General features: G+C 76.6%; 5 protein-coding genes. All 5 read left to right on the forward strand.

From position 1 onward, the window contains the following. Nucleotides 1–20 precede the first annotated feature (20 nt). Nucleotides 21–4,646, forward strand: coding sequence for an amino acid adenylation domain-containing protein (locus ACIRD3_RS38610; RefSeq protein WP_402226314.1), 4,626 nt, complete (start codon nucleotides 21–23; stop codon nucleotides 4,644–4,646). A 62-nt stretch (nucleotides 4,647–4,708) separates the two neighbouring features. Then, a complete protein-coding gene (locus ACIRD3_RS38615; RefSeq protein ID WP_402226316.1) occupies nucleotides 4,709–11,122 on the forward strand; it encodes an amino acid adenylation domain-containing protein in 6,414 nt (2,137 codons plus the stop codon). 181 nt (nucleotides 11,123–11,303) lie between these two features. After that, a complete protein-coding gene (gene vioD / locus ACIRD3_RS38620) occupies nucleotides 11,304–12,413 on the forward strand; it encodes a capreomycidine synthase (RefSeq protein WP_402226319.1) in 1,110 nt (369 codons plus the stop codon). Nucleotides 12,414–12,506: 93 nt separating this feature from the next. Beyond that, nucleotides 12,507–13,538: a guanitoxin biosynthesis L-enduracididine beta-hydroxylase GntD gene (gene gntD / locus ACIRD3_RS38625; RefSeq protein WP_402226321.1), complete on the forward strand. Its 1,032-nt coding sequence runs from the start codon at nucleotides 12,507–12,509 to the stop codon at nucleotides 13,536–13,538. Nucleotides 13,539–13,662: 124 nt separating this feature from the next. Next, nucleotides 13,663–17,489: amino acid adenylation domain-containing protein (locus ACIRD3_RS38630; protein WP_402226324.1), on the forward strand; the 3,827-nt coding region annotated here is incomplete at its 3' end.

Genomic DNA, 17,489 nt, shown 5'->3' on the forward strand with positions numbered 1-17,489 from the left:
TCGACCGCCCGGGACCATCCATGAGCCAGTCACCCCAGCGCTCCGCGCTCTCCTCCGACAAGCGCCGGCTGCTCGCCGAGCTGCTCCGGCGCCAGGGCCTCGCCCGCCCCGACGCCGCCGGCCTGATCGCCCCCCGCCCCGAGGGGGCCCGGCTGCCGCTGTCCTTCGCCCAGCAACGGCTGTGGTTCGTCGAGCAGTTCGCCGGCCCGAGCCCGCTCTACAGCATCGCCTGCACCGTCCGGCTGACCGGCCGGCTGGACGCCCCCGCGCTGGAGCGGGCACTGGGCCGGGTGGTCGAGCGGCACGAGGCGCTGCGCACCACCTTCCGCGCCGAGGACGGCCGGCCCGAGCAGGTCGTACACCCCCGGGTGGAGGTCGCGCTGCCGCTGACCGACCTGTCCGCCCTGGCCGCCGGCGCCCGGGAGGCCGCGCTCGCCGAGCTGACCGCGCAGGAGGGCCGCCGCCCGTTCGACCTGGGCGCCGGTCCGCTGCTGCGCGGCCGGCTGGTCCGGCTCGCCGACGAGGAGCACCTGCTGGTGCTCGCCGTGCACCACATCGTGGCGGACGGCTGGTCGCTGGACATCCTGGTCCGCGAGCTGGCCCACCACTACCGGCCCGGCGGCGGCGCGCTGCCCGAGGCCCCCGAGCTGCCCGAACTCCCGGTGCAGTACGCCGACTTCGCGCTCTGGCAGCACGAGCGGGTGTCCGGCGAGGCGCTGGAGGCCCAACTCGCGCACTGGCGCGAGCGGCTGGCCGGCGCACCCAGCGCCGTCGACCTGCCGACCGACCGGCCGCGCACCGCCCGGCAGGGCTTCGCCGGCGCCTGCTTCCCGTGGCGGCTGGAGGGCGACCTCGCCACCCGGCTCACCGCGCTGGCCCGGGAGCACGACGCCACCCTGTACATGGCGCTGCTGGCCGGCTTCACCGCCGTCGCCCAGCGCTGGAGCGGGCAGAGCGACCTGGTGGTCGGCTCGCCGGTGGCCAACCGCAACCACCCGCAGACCGAGGGCCTGATCGGCTTCTTCGTCAACATGCTGCCGCTGCGCACCGACCTGTCCGGCAACCCGACCTTCCGCGAACTGCTGGGCCGCGTACGGGAGTCCGCGCTCGCCGCGTACGCCCACCAGGACGTGCCGTTCGAGCGGATCGTCGAGGAGGTCCGGCCGGACCGCGACGCCGGCGGGCGCACCCCCTTCGCCAACCTGCTGCTCGTCCTGCAGAACACCCCGGAGTCCAGGATCGAGCTGCCCGGGCTGCGGATGGACGTGGCGGCGGTGGACACCGGCACCGCCAAGTTCGACCTGCACCTGCAGGTCACCGAGACGCCGCAGGGCCTGACCGGCCTGGCCGACTACAGCACCGAGCTGTACGAGGAGCGCACCGTACGGCGGTTCGTCGACCAGTGGCTGCACCTGCTGGCCGCCGCCGTCGCCGCCCCGGACACCCGACTGGACGCGCTGCCGCTGCTCGGCGCGGCCGAGCGCGCCGCCGAGCTGGCGGCCGGCGCGGCCCGGGGCGCCACCGCCCCACGGGCGACCAGCCTGCCCGCCGCCTTCGCCGAGCAGGCCCGGCTGCGCCCCACCGCGATCGCGGTGAACTGCGGCGAGGAGGAGCTGAGCTACGCCGAGCTGGACCGCCGCTCGGACGCACTGGCGCGCCGGCTGCGCGAGCTGGGGGTCGGCCCGGAGAGCCGGGTCGCGATCTGCGTCGAGCCCTCGGTGCGGCTGGTCACCGGCATCCTCGGCATCCTGAAGAGCGGCGGCGCGTACGTCCCGCTCGACCCCCGCCACCCGGCCGACCGGCGGACCTACACCCTGGCCGACTCCGGCGCGACGGCCCTGGTCGCCGATCCGGAGCACGCCGAACTGGCGGTAGACCTGCCCGTTCTGACGGTCGATCAGGACGTGGCGGAGGAACCGCTGGAGCCGGCCCCGCTGGGCCCGGACCACCTGGCGTACGTCATCTACACCTCCGGCACCACCGGACGGCCCAAGGGGGCGCTGCTCACCCACGCCAATGTGCTGCGGCTCTTCGAGGCCTCAGCCCAGGAGGTGGCGTTCGGGCCGGACGACGTCTGGTCGCTCTCCCACTCGGCGGCCTTCGACTTCTCGGTCTGGGAGATCTGGGGCGCGCTGCTGCACGGCGGCCGGATCGCCGTGGTGCCGGAGGAGGCCCGGCGCAGTCCGGCCGCCCGCCACGCGCTGGTGCGCGCCGAGGGCGTCACGGTGCTCAGCCAGACGCCCACCGCCTTCCGCCAGTTCGCCGACGCCGACGCCGAGGCTGCGCGGGCCGGCGAGACGGGCCCGCCGCTCGCCCTGCGGCACGTGGTGTTCGGCGGCGAGGCCCTGGAGCCGGGCGCGCTGCGCGACTGGGCCGCCCGGCACCCCGACGGCCCGCTCCTGGTCAACATGTACGGGATCACCGAGACCACCGTGCACGTCACCGCGCACCCGCTCACCTCCGCCGACCTCGCCGCCCCCGGCAGCGTGATCGGCCACCCGCTGGCCGACCTGGCGGTGCACCTGCTGGACGGCCGTGGCGAGCCGGTGCCGCCCGGGGTGCCCGGCGAGCTGTGCGTCGGCGGTCCGGGCCTGGCCCGCGGCTACCTGGGCCGCCCCGGCCTGACCGCGGAGCGCTTCGTCCCCTCCCCGCTGGGCGACGGCGAGCGCCTGTACCGCAGCGGCGACCTCGCCCGTCGGCTGCCGGAGGGGGACCTGGAGTACCTGGGCCGGATCGACCAGCAGGTCAAGGTGCGCGGACACCGGGTCGAACTCGGCGAGATCGAGGCCGAGTTGGGCGCCCACCCGGGCGTGCGGCACGCCGCCGTGCTGCCCCGCGAGGCGCCGGGCGGCGGCCCCGGCCTGGTCGCCTACCTCGTCCCGGGCGAGCCGGCCGAGGACGCCCACGACACCGGTGCCGACGCCGACGCGGAGCAGGTCTCCCAGTGGCGGACCGTCTTCGACACCGCCTACGAGCAGTACGAGCAGGTCGGCGGCGCCGATCCGACCTTCAACATCCGCGGGTGGACCAGCAGTTACACCGGCGAGCCGATCCCGGCCGAGGAGATGCGGCGCTGGGTCGAGGACACCGTCGCGCTGATCCGGCGCACCGGACCGCGGAAGGTGCTGGAGATCGGCAGCGGCACCGGTCTGCTGCTCTTCCGGCTGGCCGGCGACTGCGAGCAGTACACCGCCCTCGACCTGTCGGACAGCGCGGTCGCGCACGTCCGCCGTCACCTCCCGGCGCACTGGGAGCACGTCCGGCTGCTGCGCCGGGCCGGGCACGAGCTGGACGGCCTGGCAGCCGACTTCGACACCGTGGTGGTCAACTCGGTGGCCCAGTACCTGCCGAGCGCCGGCTACCTGGTCGAGGTCCTCACCGGGGCCGCCGCACTGCTGGCCCCGGGCGGGCGGATCGTGGTCGGCGACGTCCGGCACCTGGCACTGCTGGACGCCTTCCAGGTGTCAGTGCTGCGGCCGGGCCTGCCGGCCGGGTCGGACGACGACGAGCTGGCCCGGCAGGTCCGCCAGGCCGTCCGGCAGGAGGACGAGCTGCTGCTCGACCCCCGCTTCTTCGCCGCGCTGCGCCGGGAGATCCCGCGGATCGGCCGGGTGGAGGTGCTGCCCAAGCCGGGGCGCGACCGCAACGAGATGACCCGCTACCGCTACGACGTGGTGCTGCACCTGGACGCCGAGCCGGCGCCCGCCCCGGCGCGCACGGTGCCGTGGACCGGCGGTGAGCTGCGGGCGCTGCTGGACGGCTCCCCGCTGGTGGTCACCGGCATCCCCAACGCCCGGGTGCACGCCGACGCCAGGACCGCCGAGCGCCTCGCCGCCGGTGCCCCCGAGGGCACGCCGCCCGCCGGGACCACCGACACCGTCGAGCCCGGCACCACCGAGCCCGGCACCACCGGGCCCGCCGCGCTCGACCCGCAGGAGCTGCGCGAGCTGGCCGAGGACCTCGGCCACACCGTGGACCTCAGCTGGGCGACCGGCGACCCGACGGGCCGCTTCGACGCCGCGTTCCGCCCCGCCGGCACCGAGCCGGAGACGGCCCTGCCGCCCGCCGGGGACGACGCCGGACTGCCGTGGCCGCACTGGGCCAACGACCCGCACCGCGGCCGCGCCGCCCGCCGCCTGGTACCGCAGCTCCGCTCCCACCTGCGGGAGCGGCTGCCGGAGTACATGGTCCCGGAGGCCTTCGTCATCCTGGACGCGCTGCCGCTGACCGCCAACGGCAAGCTCGACCGGGCCGCGCTGCCGGCCCCCGACTGGTCCACCGGCTCGACCGCGCTGCTCGCCCCGCGCGACGACACCGAGCGGGCGCTCGCCGAGATCTGGAGCACCGCCCTGGGCGTCGCCCGGATCGGCCTGGCCGACGACTTCTTCGACCTCGGCGGCCACTCCCTGCTGGCCGTCCAGGTGACCGCCGCCGTCCGCGAGACGCTCGGCCGCGCACTGCCCGTCCGGGCGCTGTTCGAGGCGCCGGTGCTGGGCGAGTACGCCGAGGCGGTGCGCCGCGCCCCGGCCGCCGAGCTGCCGGAGGAGGTGGCCGCCCCGGTGCGCGAGGCCGTGCCGGCCGGGGACGCCGGCTTCGACGACCTGTCCGCCGAGGAGCTGGCGAAGCTGATGGGCGGGGACCGGTGACCGCTCCCCGCACCCCCGGCAGCACGCCCGCGACCGACCCCGCCCCCGTGAAGGAGCACCCCGTGGCCACCGCCCCCCGCACCGCCGAGGTGCTGCCGGCCTCCGCCGCCCAGCGCCGGTTCTGGCTGACCGACCGGCTGGAGGGCCCCAGCGGCGTCTACAACACCGCCGCCGCCCTGCGACTGCGCGGACCGCTGGCCACCGACCACCTCCGGCAGGCCTTCCAGCTGCTGGTCGACCGGCACGAGGCGCTGCGCACCGTCTTCCCCGCCCGGGACGGCGTCCCGGTCCAGCTGGTGCTGCCGCGCCGCGCCTTCGAGCTGGGCGTGACCGACGCCGCCGGCGCCGGCGAGCCGGGGCTCCGGGAACTGGCCGGCCGGCTCGCCGAGCAGCCCTTCGACCTGGCCAAGGGCCCGCTGCTGCGGGCCGAGCTGATCGCCCTCGGGCCGCGGGAGCACCTGCTGGTCGTGGTGCTGCACCACATCGTGGTGGACCGCTGGTCCTTCGGCCTGCTGATGTCCGAACTCTCCGAGTGCTACGCCGCCCTGGCGGAGCAGCGGCCCGTCCGGCTGCCCGCCCTGCCGCTGCGCTACGCCGACCACGTGGCCGCCCGGCAGGCCGTGCTGGACGGCGGCCTCGGCGACCGGCTGCTCGACCACTGGCGCGAGCGGCTGGCCGGTGCGCCGCAGGCCCTGGAGCTGCCCGGCGACTGCCCGCGCCCGGCGGTGCGCAGCTTCCGCGGCGCGACCGTGCCGGTGCGGCTGGACGCGGCCACCTCGCAGGCCGTGCGCGACCTCGCCCGGGCCGCGGGGGCGACCCCGTACATCGTCCTGCTCGCCGCCTTCCAGGCGGTGCTGGCCCGGCACGCGGGCACCGAGGAGGTCGTGGTGGCGACCGGGCCCGCCACCCGCGCCCCGGGGACGGAACTGCTGGTCGGCGCGCTGGTCAACACGGTGCTGCTGCGCACCTCGCTGGCCGGCGACCCGAGCTTCACCGAGCTGCTGGAGCGGGTGCGGGGCACCGCGCTGGACGCCTTCGAGCACCAGGAGCTGCCCTTCGACCGGCTGGTCGAGGCGCTGGCGCCCAGCCGGGACCTGTCCCGCAACCCGCTGGCCCAGGTCGGCTTCGTGCTGCAGAACGCCCCGGCCACCACGCCCGCGCTGACCGGCCTGGCCGTCGAGCCGGTGAGTGTCGCCCGGGACAGCGCACACCTCGACCTCGACCTCCAACTCACCGAGGAGGACGGCTGCTTCACCGGCTTCGCCGAGTTCGCCCGGGACCTCTTCGAGGCGCCGACGGTGGCCCGGCTGCTCGGCCACTGGACCACCCTGCTGGGCGCCGCCGTCCGCGCGCCGGGCACCCGGCTGTCGGCTCTGCCGCTGCTCACTCCCGAGGAGCTGGAGCGGGAGCTGCACGGCTGGAACGACACCGACGGCGAGCTCCCGGCCGGCCTGCGGGTGGACCAGCTGTTCGCCCGTCAGGCGGCCCGCACCCCGGAGGCGGTCGCGGTGGTCGACGCGTCCGGCTCTCTCGACTACCGGACGCTGGACGCCTGGGCGGCCCGGATCGCCCACCGGCTGCGCGAGCACGGCGTCGGGCCCGAGGTGCCGGTGGCGCTCTGCCTGGAACGCGGCGCGGGGCTCAGCGCCGCCATGCTGGGCACCCTGCGGGCCGGCGGCGCCTTCCTCGGACTGGACCCGTCGTACCCGGCCGACCGACTGGCCTTCATGATCGACGACGCCCGGCCGGCCGTGGTGCTGGCCCACCGCTCCACCGCGGGCGCGCTCCCGGCCGGCACCGAGGTGCTGCTGCTGGAGGAGATCGCCGAGGACGGCCCGGAGTTCGGCCGCGGCGAGGCCGCGGCCCGTGCCGATGCCTCCGGCTCCGGCTCCGGCGCCGCGTCCGGGGAGGCCAACCTGGCCTACCTGGTGTACACCTCGGGCTCCACCGGGCGCCCCAAGGGCGTGGCCGTCACCCACCGCGCCATCGTCAACACCTTCGCCGGGCTGGCCCGTTCGCACGGCTTCGGGCCCGGCGACCGGATGATCGCCCTGCACTCGCCGAGCTTCGACCCGGCCGTGCACGACTGCCTCGCCCCGCTGCTGGTCGGCGCCGCCGCCGTCTTCCCCGCGCCCGAGGCGGCCCGCGACCCCCGGCACTGGGCCGAGCTGGTCGCCCGCCACCGGGTCACCGTCTGGTGCATGGGGCCGGCCGGGACGGAGGCCATGCTGGCCGCCGCCGAGGAGCACGGTCTGGCCCTGGACAGCCTGCGCACCGTGCTGGTCGGCGGGGACGTGCTGCCGCCGGCGCTGCCGCCCCGGCTGCGCGCCGCCGCGCCCGGCTGCCAGGTGGTCAACTCCGCCGGGGTGGCCGAGGCCGCCTTCTGCAACAACGAGTACCGGGTGCCCGAGGACGCCGACCCGACCGCCCCGGTGCCGTACGGGCACCCGCTGCCCAACCAGCGGCTGCTGGTGCTGGACGCCCTGCTGCGCGCGGTGCCGGCCGGGGTGCCCGGCGAGCTGTGCGTGGCGGGCGAGGGGCTGGCCCGCGGCTACCTCGGCCGGCCCGGGCTGACGGCCGAACGCTTCGTGCCGCACCCGTACGGCCGGGTGCCCGGCGAGCGCCTCTACCGGACCGGAGACCTGGCCCGGCGCCGGGCCGACGGCGAACTGGAGCTGCTCGGCCGGGCCGACCACCAGGTCAAGATCCGCGGCTTCCGGGTCGAGCCGGGCGAGGTGACCGGCGTGCTGCTGGCCCACCCGGCGGTGGCCGACGCGATCGTGGTGGCCCGCGAGGTGGCCCCGGGCGACCGGCGGCTCGCCGCGTACTGGGTGCCCGCCACGGACACCCGTGCCTCCGCCGCCGAGGTGGCCGCCTGGCTGCGCGAGCGACTGCCCGGCCACCTGGTCCCCGCGCTCTGGACGGAGCTGACGGCCCTGCCGCTCTCCCCCAACGGCAAGGTGGACCGCGCCGCGCTGCCCGCGCCGGCCGCCCAGGCCGGCCCCGCCGACCGGCTCGCCCCGCGCACCGCCGACGAGGCCGCGATCGCCGCGATCTGGCAGCGGCTGCTGGAGCTGCCCGAGGTCGGCGTACTGGACGACTTCTTCACCCTCGGCGGTCACTCGCTGCTCGCCAACCGCCTGGTCGGCGCGCTGCGCGCGGAGTTCGGCGTGGAGCTGCGGCTGCGCGAGGTGTTCGGCGCGGTCACCGTCGCCGCCCAGGCCGAGCTGGTCGGACGGCTGCGCTCCGCCGCCGACGAGCCGCTGGCCGCCGCCCCGCTGCCGCCGGTCGTCCCGGTGGACCGCGCCGGCCCGCTGCCGCTCTCCTTCGCCCAGCAGCGGATGTGGCTGTTCGACCGCTTCGCCCCGGGCAACCCCGCCTACCACGTGCCCACCGCGGTGCGGATCGGCGGCGCGCTGGACCACGCCGCGCTGGCCGCCGCCCTGCGCGGGCTGACCGCCCGGCACGAGGTGCTGCGCACCGTCCTGCCGGAGGTGGACGGTGTGCCGACGCAGCGCGTGCTGCCGGTCGGCGAGGCGCCGCTGACCGTCCGCGACCTCGCCGCCGGCGAGCGGCCCGAGGAACTGGTCGACGCCTTCGTCACCCGTCCCTTCGACCTGGCGGCCGAGCCGCCGCTGCGCGCCCTGCTGCTGCGGACGGCCCCGGACGAGCACGTCCTGGTGCTGGTGATCCACCACATCGCGCTCGACGGCTGGTCGATGGGCGTGCTGGTGGAGGACCTGGGCGCGCTCTACGACGGCCGCGACCTGCCGCCGCTGCCGGTGCAGTACGCCGACTACGCCCGCTGGCAGGCCGACCGCGCCGCCGAGGGCCGCTGGACCGGGCAGCTGGAGCACTGGCGCGAGCGGCTGGCCGGCCCGCTGCCGGTGCTGGAGCTGCCCGCCGACCGGCCCCGCCCGGCCGTGCCGAGCCTGGCCGGTGCGGTGCACGGCTTCGAGCTCCCCGCCGAGCTGACCGAGCGGCTGCGCGCGCTCGGCGCCCGGCACGGCGCCACCCTGTTCATGGTGCTGCTGGCCGGCTACCAGACCCTGCTGGGCCGGCTCTCCGGCGCCGAGGACGTCCTGGTCGGCACCCCCGTCGCGGGCCGCGGCCAGGACGAACTGGACGGCCTGGTGGGCTGCTTCGTCAACAGCCTGGCGCTGCGCGGCGACCTCTCCGGCGACCCGGCCTTCACCGAGTTGCTGGAGCGCACCCGCGACCGCGTGCTGACCGACTTCGACTGCCAGGACGTGCCGTTCGAGCAGGTGCTGGACGCCGTGGGCGCCGAGCGCGACCCGGCCCGGCACCCCGTGTTCCAGACCATGCTGACGCTGCAGAGCGCCCGCCCGCCACGGACCGGCTTCGCGGGCCTGCGGGTCGAGCCGGTGGACGCCCCGACCGGCTCCTGCCTGATGGACCTGATGCTCACCGCCGTCGAACAGGACGGCCGGCTGGCCTTCACCGTCGAGTACGCGACCGACCTGTTCGACGCCGGAAGCATCGCCCGCCTGGCGCACCGCTTCGGCGTGCTGCTGGCGGCCGCCGCCGACGCGCCGGGGACCCGGCTGTCCGGGCTGCCGCTGCTCGACGCCGCGGAGCGCCGCACCGTGCTCACCGAGTGGAACGACACCGCCCGCCCGGTGCCGGCCGGCGGCCTGCACGAGCTGGTCGCGGCGGCCGCGGCCCGCACGCCCGACGCCCCGGCGCTGGAGCACGAGGGCCGCACCACGCGCTACGCCGAGCTGGAGGCCGCCGCCGAGCGCTGCGCCGCCTGGCTGCGCGCGCTGGGCGTCGGCCCGGGCAGCGTGGTCGCGGTGCGCGCGGCCCCGACCCCGCTGCTGGTCACCGCCCTGCTCGGGGTCATGAAGGCCGGCGCGGCGTTCACCACGCTGGACCCGGAGCTGCCCGAGGCGCGGCTGCGCCTGCTGCTGGAGCTGTCCGGCGCCCGGCTGGTGCTCACCGACGGGCCCACCCCGGACCCGCTGCCGGACGGGCTGACGGTCGCCCCGATCGAGGCACCGGACGGCACCGCGGTGGCGGCGGCCCCTGGCGCCGCCACCGAGCCCGAGGCGCTGGCCTGCGTGTTCTTCACCTCCGGCACCACCGGCACCCCCAAGGGCTCGATGTTCACCCACCGGGGCCTGGTCAACTTCACCCTGGCGATGGCCGAGGAGTTCCGCCTGGCCCCCGGCGACCGCTTCCTGCAGCTGGCGTCCACCGGCTTCGACGTCCTGGTCGAGGAGCTGTTCCCGGCCCTGGCGGCCGGCGCCACCGTGGTGCTGCCCGGCGCCCGGCTGCTCACCCGCGGTGTGGACCTGACGGGATACCTGGCCGAGCACCGGATCACCGGACTCGAACTCACCACCGCCTACTGGCACGACTGGACCGCCGAACTGGAGCGCACCGGCGCCGCACTGCCGCCGGGCCTGCGGTTCGTCGCGATGGGAGGCGAGCGGGTGCGCCGGGACCGCCTCGCCGCCTGGCAGCGCCTCGGGGTCCCGCTGGTGCACGTGTACGGGCTCACCGAGGTGACCTGCACCTCGGCCACCCGGCGGGTGACCGCCGAGCCGGTGCCCGGCGACGCGCTGCCGATCGGCCGTCCGCTGCCCAACACCACCGTCCTCCTGCTGGACGGCGCCGGGCAGCCGGTGCCGATCGGCTCCCCCGGCGAGCTGTTCCTCGGCGGCGCCGGCCTGGCCCGCGGCTACCTCGGCCGCCCCGGCCTGACCGCCGAACGCTTCGTCCCGGACCCGTACGGCGAGCCCGGCGCCCGGCTCTACCGCACCGGCGACCTGGCCCGCCACCGGGCCGACGGGGAGGTCGAGTTCATCGGCCGCGCGGACCAGCAGGTGAAGATCCGCGGCCACCGGATCGAGCCCGGCGAGGTGGAGGCCCGGCTCGCCGAACTGCCGGGGATCGCCGCCGCTGCGGTGATCGTCCGCGAGGACGAGCCCGGCGAGAAGCGCCTGGTCGGCTACGCGGTGGCCGCCCCCGGCACCGCGCCGGAGGCCGTCGAACTGCGCGCCGCGCTGCGCGAACGGCTTCCCGAGTACCTGGTGCCCTCGGCCGTGGTGCTGCTGCCCGCCCTCCCGCTGAACGGCAACGGCAAGCTCGACCGCGGCGCACTGCCCCGGCCCGGCCGCGCCGAGCTGGCGGGCGGCGCGGCGGTCGCCCCGCGCACCCCCGCCGAGCGGGAGATCGCCGAGCTGGCGGGCGAGTTGCTCGACCTGCCGGCCGTCGGCGTCCACGACAACCTGTTCGACCTGGGCCTGCACTCGCTGCTGGCCGCCCGGTTCGCCGCCCGGGTCCGCGAGGCCTGCCGGGTCGAGGTGCCCCTGCGGGTCTTCTACAAGGCGCCCACCGTCGCCGAGCTGGCCCTGCGGGTGGTGCAGCTGCAGGCCGAGGACACCGACCCGGACGACCTGGCGCAGCTGCTCGCCGAACTGGAGGCCGAGGACGGCCTCGCCACCGCCTGACGCCCCGACCGCCCACCCGACCCGACCGCCCCGACCGCCCACCCGACCCGCGGGCCCGACCGGCCCGCGGGCCCGACCGGCCCGCGGGCCCACCCGGCCCGACTGACGGATCCGGCCCGCCCACCGGGCCCGCCGATCCGGCCCCGTGTCCGAAACCGTGTCCGGCCCCTTGGAGGAACCCATGCCCATCGCCCCGGCCCTGCTGGAGGACTGGCTCCGCGAGCGGTACTTCACCACCACCTACGACATCAGCAGCAGCGGCGTCGAGAACTACACCGTCGACCAGGTCCTCGCCCTGGCCGGCACCGACGCCGCCTCGCTCGGCGGCATCGTGTTCCGCGACAGCCACTCCCTGGGCGGCGAGCCGCTGCGCGCCGCCCTCGCCGAGCGGCACGGCACCGACCCCGGCTCGATCATCGCCACCCAGGGCTCCAGCGAGGCGATCTACCTGGTCATGCAGGCCCTGCTGAAGCCCGGCGACGAGGTCGTGGTGCAGGCGCCCGCCTACCACGCGCTGGTCGAGGTGGCCGCGTCGCTGGGCTGCCGGATCGTCCCCTGGGCGATGCGCACCGAGCACGGCGTCGTCACCAACGAGGACGAGCTGCTGGCGCTGGTCGGCCCGGCCACCGCCATGGTGGTGGTCAACTTCCCGCACAACCCGACCGGCGCCACCGTGACGGAGGGACAGCAGGCCGCCATCGTCGACGCCTGCGCCCGGTACGGCACCTGGCTCGCCTGGGACAACGCCTTCCAGCACCTGGTCTACGACCGCGAGCCGCTGCCCGACCCCGCCCCCGGTTACCCCCGGGCGATCTCCTTCGGCACCCTGTCCAAGGCCTACGGCCTGCCGGGCCTGCGCGTGGGCTGGGCCCTGGCCGCGCCCGAGGTGCTGGCCGGCTGCGTGCGCCGCCGCGACTACACCAGCCTGGCGCTGTCCCCGCTGGTCGAGGCGGTGGCCACGCACGCCGTCCGGCACGCCGACGAGCTGCTGCGCCCCCGACTCGCCCAGGCCACCGCCAACCGCGCGGTGCTGGCCGACTGGCTGGCCGAGCACCACGACCGGGTGCGCGCCGACCTGCCGGCCGGCGGGGTCACCGCCTTCCCCGAGCTGACCACGGTCGGGGACGTGACCGCGTTCGCCGACCGGCTCGACCGCGAGCACGGCGTCCTGGTCGTGCCCGGCGCCTGCTTCGGCTCCTCCCGGCACATCCGGCTCGGCTTCGGCGGCGCCTCCGAGGAACTGACCGCCGGCCTCGACCGGCTGGCCGCGCTCCTGCCGAAGGCCGGCTGAGCCCCGGCCGCCCGCCGAGCCGCGCAGGCCCGCGCGCCGCGAAGGCCCGCCGAGCCCCTCCCGATCCCGACCACCCCGAAGGTGACCCGCCCCATGCACACGCTCACGCTCGACCCCGCCGACGCCGACGCGATCGCCGCCCTGCTCGACGAGCTGGCCGACCGGCACCGCAGCGTCGAGGACCAGGCCCTCCAGGACGAACTGACCGTCCAGTCCCACCGGTTGCCGATGGCCCTGCGCCGCTTCCTGACCGACTTCCGGCTGCACGAACCGGCCGGCGTCTGCGTGGTCTCCGGCTACCGCGTCGACCAGGACCGGATCGGCCCCACCCCCGAGCACTGGCAGCACCGCACCGGCGTCTCGCCGTCGCTGCGCGAGGAGATCTTCCTGCTGCTCTGCGGCGCGCTGCTCGGCGAGCCGGTCGCCTGGGCCACCCAGCAGGACGGCTACCTGGTGCACGACGTCCTGCCGGTGAAGGGCCACGAGGACGAGCAGATCGGCACCGGCAGCAACCAGACCATCTTCTGGCACGTCGAGGACGCCTTCCACCCCTACCGGGGCGACTACGTCGGCCTGCTCTGCCTGCGCAACCCCGACCGGGTGCCGACCACCTTCGTCGGCGCGCAGGACCTGGAGATCTCCGCCGAGGACCGGCGGGTGCTCGCCGAGCCGCGGTTCTACATGCTGCCGGACAACTCCCACCTCCAGATGCTCGACCGCGGCCCCGGCCGGCCGCTCGCCGGCGGCACCGAACTGCTCGACCAGGCCTACGAGCGGCTCAAGCGGATGCGCGACGACGCCGCGCCCGTACCCGTCCTGTTCGGCTCGCCGACCGACCCCTACCTCTGCCTGGACCCGTACTTCATGGACCTGGACCGCCTCGACCCCGAGGCCCGGGGCGCGCTCCAGCGCCTCTCCGAGGAGATCGACCGCCGTCTCGGCGGCGCCGCGCTGGCCCCCGGCGAGATCGTCTTCGTCGACAACTACCGGGCGGTCCACGGCCGCAACTCCTTCGCCGCGCGCTTCGACGGCACCGACCGCTGGCTCAAGCGGGTCAACGTCACCCGCGATCTGCGCAAGTCCCGCGACGCCCGGGCCACCGCCGGCTCCCGCGTCCTGTTCTGAGCGCGACGCCGGCCCTGACCGCCGCCGCCCTGAACGCCGCCGGCCGGCCCCGTCCGCCGCCGCACCGGTTCCGCCTTCCGCCCAGCGCCTTCGGGCCCGCCTGACCTTCTCCGGGGAGAGCACCGTGAGCACCACCCAGTCCGCCACCGCCGCCACCGCAACCGCCACCGCCACGGCAGCCGGCACGGCAGCCGAGACCGCCCGCCGGATCGCCGAGCTGTCGCCCGAGCAGCGGGCCAAGCTGGAGGCCCGGCTGCGCGAGCGGCTGGCCCGGCGCCCGGCCGCCCCGGCCGGCGTGCCGCGCCGCACCCCGGGGGCGCCGGTGCCGCTCTCCTTCACCCAGGAGCAGATCTGGCTGGCCCAGCAGCTCGCCCCCGAGTCGGCGGCGTACAACGTGCCGATGGCGGTGGCCTGCGACGGCCCGCTGGACGCCGAGCGGCTGGCCCGGGCGTTCCGTACGGTGATGTCCCGGCACGAGGTGCTGCGCACCACCTTCGGCACCGGGGCGGACGGCACGCCGGTGCAACTCGTCCACGAAGGAACGGAGTTCACGCTGCCGGTGACCGACCTCCGGTCCGCCCCCGGCGACGCCGCGGCGCTGGTGCACGCACGGCTCGCCGAGGAGGCGCACACCCCGTTCGACCTGGCCGCCGGGCCGCTGCTGCGCGCCGCACTGCTGCGCACCGGCGAGCAGCAGCACGTACTGCTGCTGACGGTCCATCACATCGCCGTCGACGCCTGGTCGGTGAACGTCCTGCTGGGCGAGGTCGCGGCCGCCTACCGGCTGGTGGACGGCCCGGCCGGCGCCGAACTCCCACCGCTGCCGGTGCAGTACGGCGACTTCGCCGCCTGGCAGCGCGGCCGGCTGGACGGCGCCGGGTACCAGGAGAGCCTGGACTACTGGCAGCAGCGGCTGTCCGGCCTGACCGACACCCCGCCGCCGGCCACCGCCACCGGCCGTCCCGAGGGCGGCCCCGCCGCCGGCTCGCACAGCCTGGAGCTGCCCGCCGACGTGACGGCGGGCCTGCGCGCCCTGGCCGCCCGGCACCGGACCACGCTCTTCACCGTGGCGCTGGCCGCGCTGCAGGCCCTGCTGCACCGCTACGGCTGCGGCGAGGACCCGGTGGTCGCCACCCCGGTCGGCGGCCGCGAGCGCACCGAACTCGAAGGCCTGATCGGCTGCTTCGTCAACACCCTGCTGCTGCGCGGCGACCTGTCCGGCGAGCCGACCTTCGCCGAGCTGCTGGACCGCGCCGCCGGGGCGACCCAGCGCGACCTGCAGCACCAGGAGGTGCCCTTCGAGCAGCTGGCCGCCCGGCTGCGGGCCGGCTCCCCGGACGGACTGGCCCGCACCATGCTGGTGCTCGACCAGGCCGCGCCCGGCGGCGCCCCCGAGGAGGCCGCCGGCGCCGGTGAGCTGGCGCTGCGCCCCCTGGACGGGGCCGGCCCGGCCGACGCCAAGCGGGACCTCACCTTCACCGTCTCGGAGACCGGCGACACCCTCGCCCTCACCCTCGTCCACCGCACCGACCGCTACCAGGAGCGCTCCGCCGAGCGCCTGCTCGCCCACTACGCCACCCTGCTGCGCGAGGCCTGCGCCGACCCGCACCGCCCGGTCGGCCGGCTGCCGCTGCTGACCGCCGACGAGCGCGAGCAGGTACTGGGCACCTGGAACGACACCGCCCTGGACGTCCCGCCCGGCACCTTCCACGGCCGCTTCGCCGAGCAGGCAGCCCGGACCCCGCAGGCCGTCGCGGTGGTCGGCGCCGACGGCACCCACCGCTACGCCGAACTGGACCGGCTGGCCAACCGGCTGGCGCACCACCTGCGCGGGCTCGGCGTCGCCGCCGAGACCCCGGTCGGCATCTGCCTGGAGCGCGGCAGCTGGACGGTGGTGGCCCTGCTGGCCGTGCTCAAGGCCGGCGGCTGCTACGTCCCGATCGACCCGGCCCAACCGCAGGAGCGGATGGCGATGATGCTCGCCGACACCGCCGCCCCCGTGGTGATCACCCGCGCCGCCGCGGCCGACCGGCTGCCGGCCGGCGTACGGGCGGTCGTGGTGGAGGAGCTGGCGCTGGACGGCCTGCCGGACACCGCCCCCGAGGTGACCGTCGACCCGGGCCAGGCCGCCTACGTGCTGTTCACCTCCGGCTCCACCGGCCGGCCCAAGGGCGTGGTGGTCGAGCACCGCCAGGTGCTCAACTACCGCACCGCCGTGGTGTCCGCGCTGGGCCTGGCGCCGCAGGCCCGGTACGCGATGGTGCAGCCGTTCACCTTCGACTCCTGCGTCACCGTGCTCTCCGCCTCGCTGCTCGGCGGCGGCACGCTGCACATGGTGGACGCCGACACCGCCTCGGACGGACGGCTGCTGGCCGCCTACGTCGCCGAGCACCCGATCGACTACCTGAAGATCAGCCCCTCGCACCTGGCGGCGCTGGAGGGCCCGGGCGCCGAGCACCGGGTGCTCCCCCGCCGCGGCCTGATCCTCGGCGGCGAGGGCTCCACCAGCGCCTACGTGCGCGAGCTCCTGGGCCGGGCCGACTGCGAGGTCCTCAACCACTACGGCCCCACCGAGACCACCGTCGGTGTCACCACCCACCACCCCCGGGCCGAGGAGCTCACCGGCACCTCCACCGTGCCGATCGGCCGACCGCTCGGCAACGTCCGGGCGTACGTGCTGGACGGCCGCGGCGAGCCGGTGCCGGTCGGGGTGCCCGGCGAGCTGCTGATCGGCGGCGCCCAGGTGACCCGCGGCTACCTGGGCCGCCCCGGCCTGACCGCCGAACGCTTCGTCCCGGACCCGTACGGCGAGCCCGGCGCCCGGCTCTACCGCACCGGCGACCTCACCCGCCGGCTGCCCGGGGGCGCGATCGAGTTCCTCGGCCGACTGGACGACCAGGTGAAGATCCGCGGCTTCCGGATCGAACTGGGCGAGGTGGAGGCCGCGTTGGCCGCCCTGGAGGCGGTGGCCTCGGCTGCGGCGGTGGTCCGCGAGGACCGCCCGGGCGACCGGCAGCTGGTCGGCTACCTGGTCCCGGCCCCCGGCGCCGAGGTCGAACCGGCCGTGCTGCGGGCGGAGCTGTCCACGACGCTGCCCGGCTACATGGTGCCGTCCGCCCTGGTGGTGCTGGACGCGCTGCCGCTGACCGCGCACAACAAGCTGGACCGCCGGGCACTGCCCGCCCCGCCCCGCCAGGAGTCCGCCGGCGGCCGCACCGCGCGGGACGAGCGGGAGGCCGCGCTGTGCCGGATCTTCGCCGAGGTGCTGGGCACCGACCGCGAGCCGGGCATCGACGAGAGCTTCTTCGACCTGGGTGGCCACTCGCTGCTGGCGATGCGGCTGGTCGCGGCCGTCCGCGCCGGGCTGGACGCCGAGCTGGGCGTCCGTGACCTCTTCGAGGCGCCCACCGTCGCCCTGCTCGCCGAGCGGCTCTCCTCGGCCCGACCGGCCACCGCGCTGCCCGCGCTGGAGCGGGTCGAGCGCCCGGAGCGCATCCCGCTCTCCTACGCGCAGTCCCGGCTCTGGTTCCTCAACCGGATGGAGGGCGAGGCCAGCGCGTACGCCATGCCGGTGGTGCTGCGGCTGACGGAGGAGGTGGACCGGGAGGCCCTGCGGGCCGCGCTGGACGACGTGGTCACGCGCCACGAGACCCTGCGCACCCTCTTCCCCGAGACCGACGGCGAACCCCGCCAGCACATCCTGCCCGCCACCCCCGGCCTCATCCCGCTCCACCTCCACCACGCCGACGACGAGAACGACGCCCACACCCGCATCGCCGAACTCGCCTCAACCCCCTTCGACCTCACCACCCAACTCCCCCTGCGCGCCGCCCTCTTCACCCTGACGCCGAACCAGCACCTGCTCGCCCTCGTCCTGCACCACATCGCCGGCGACGGCTGGTCCATGCAACCCCTCACCCACGACCTCACCACCGCCTACCACGCCCACCT

It is taken from the genome of Kitasatospora sp. NPDC093550 (assembly GCF_044764985.1).
Taxonomy (GTDB): domain Bacteria; phylum Actinomycetota; class Actinomycetes; order Streptomycetales; family Streptomycetaceae; genus Kitasatospora.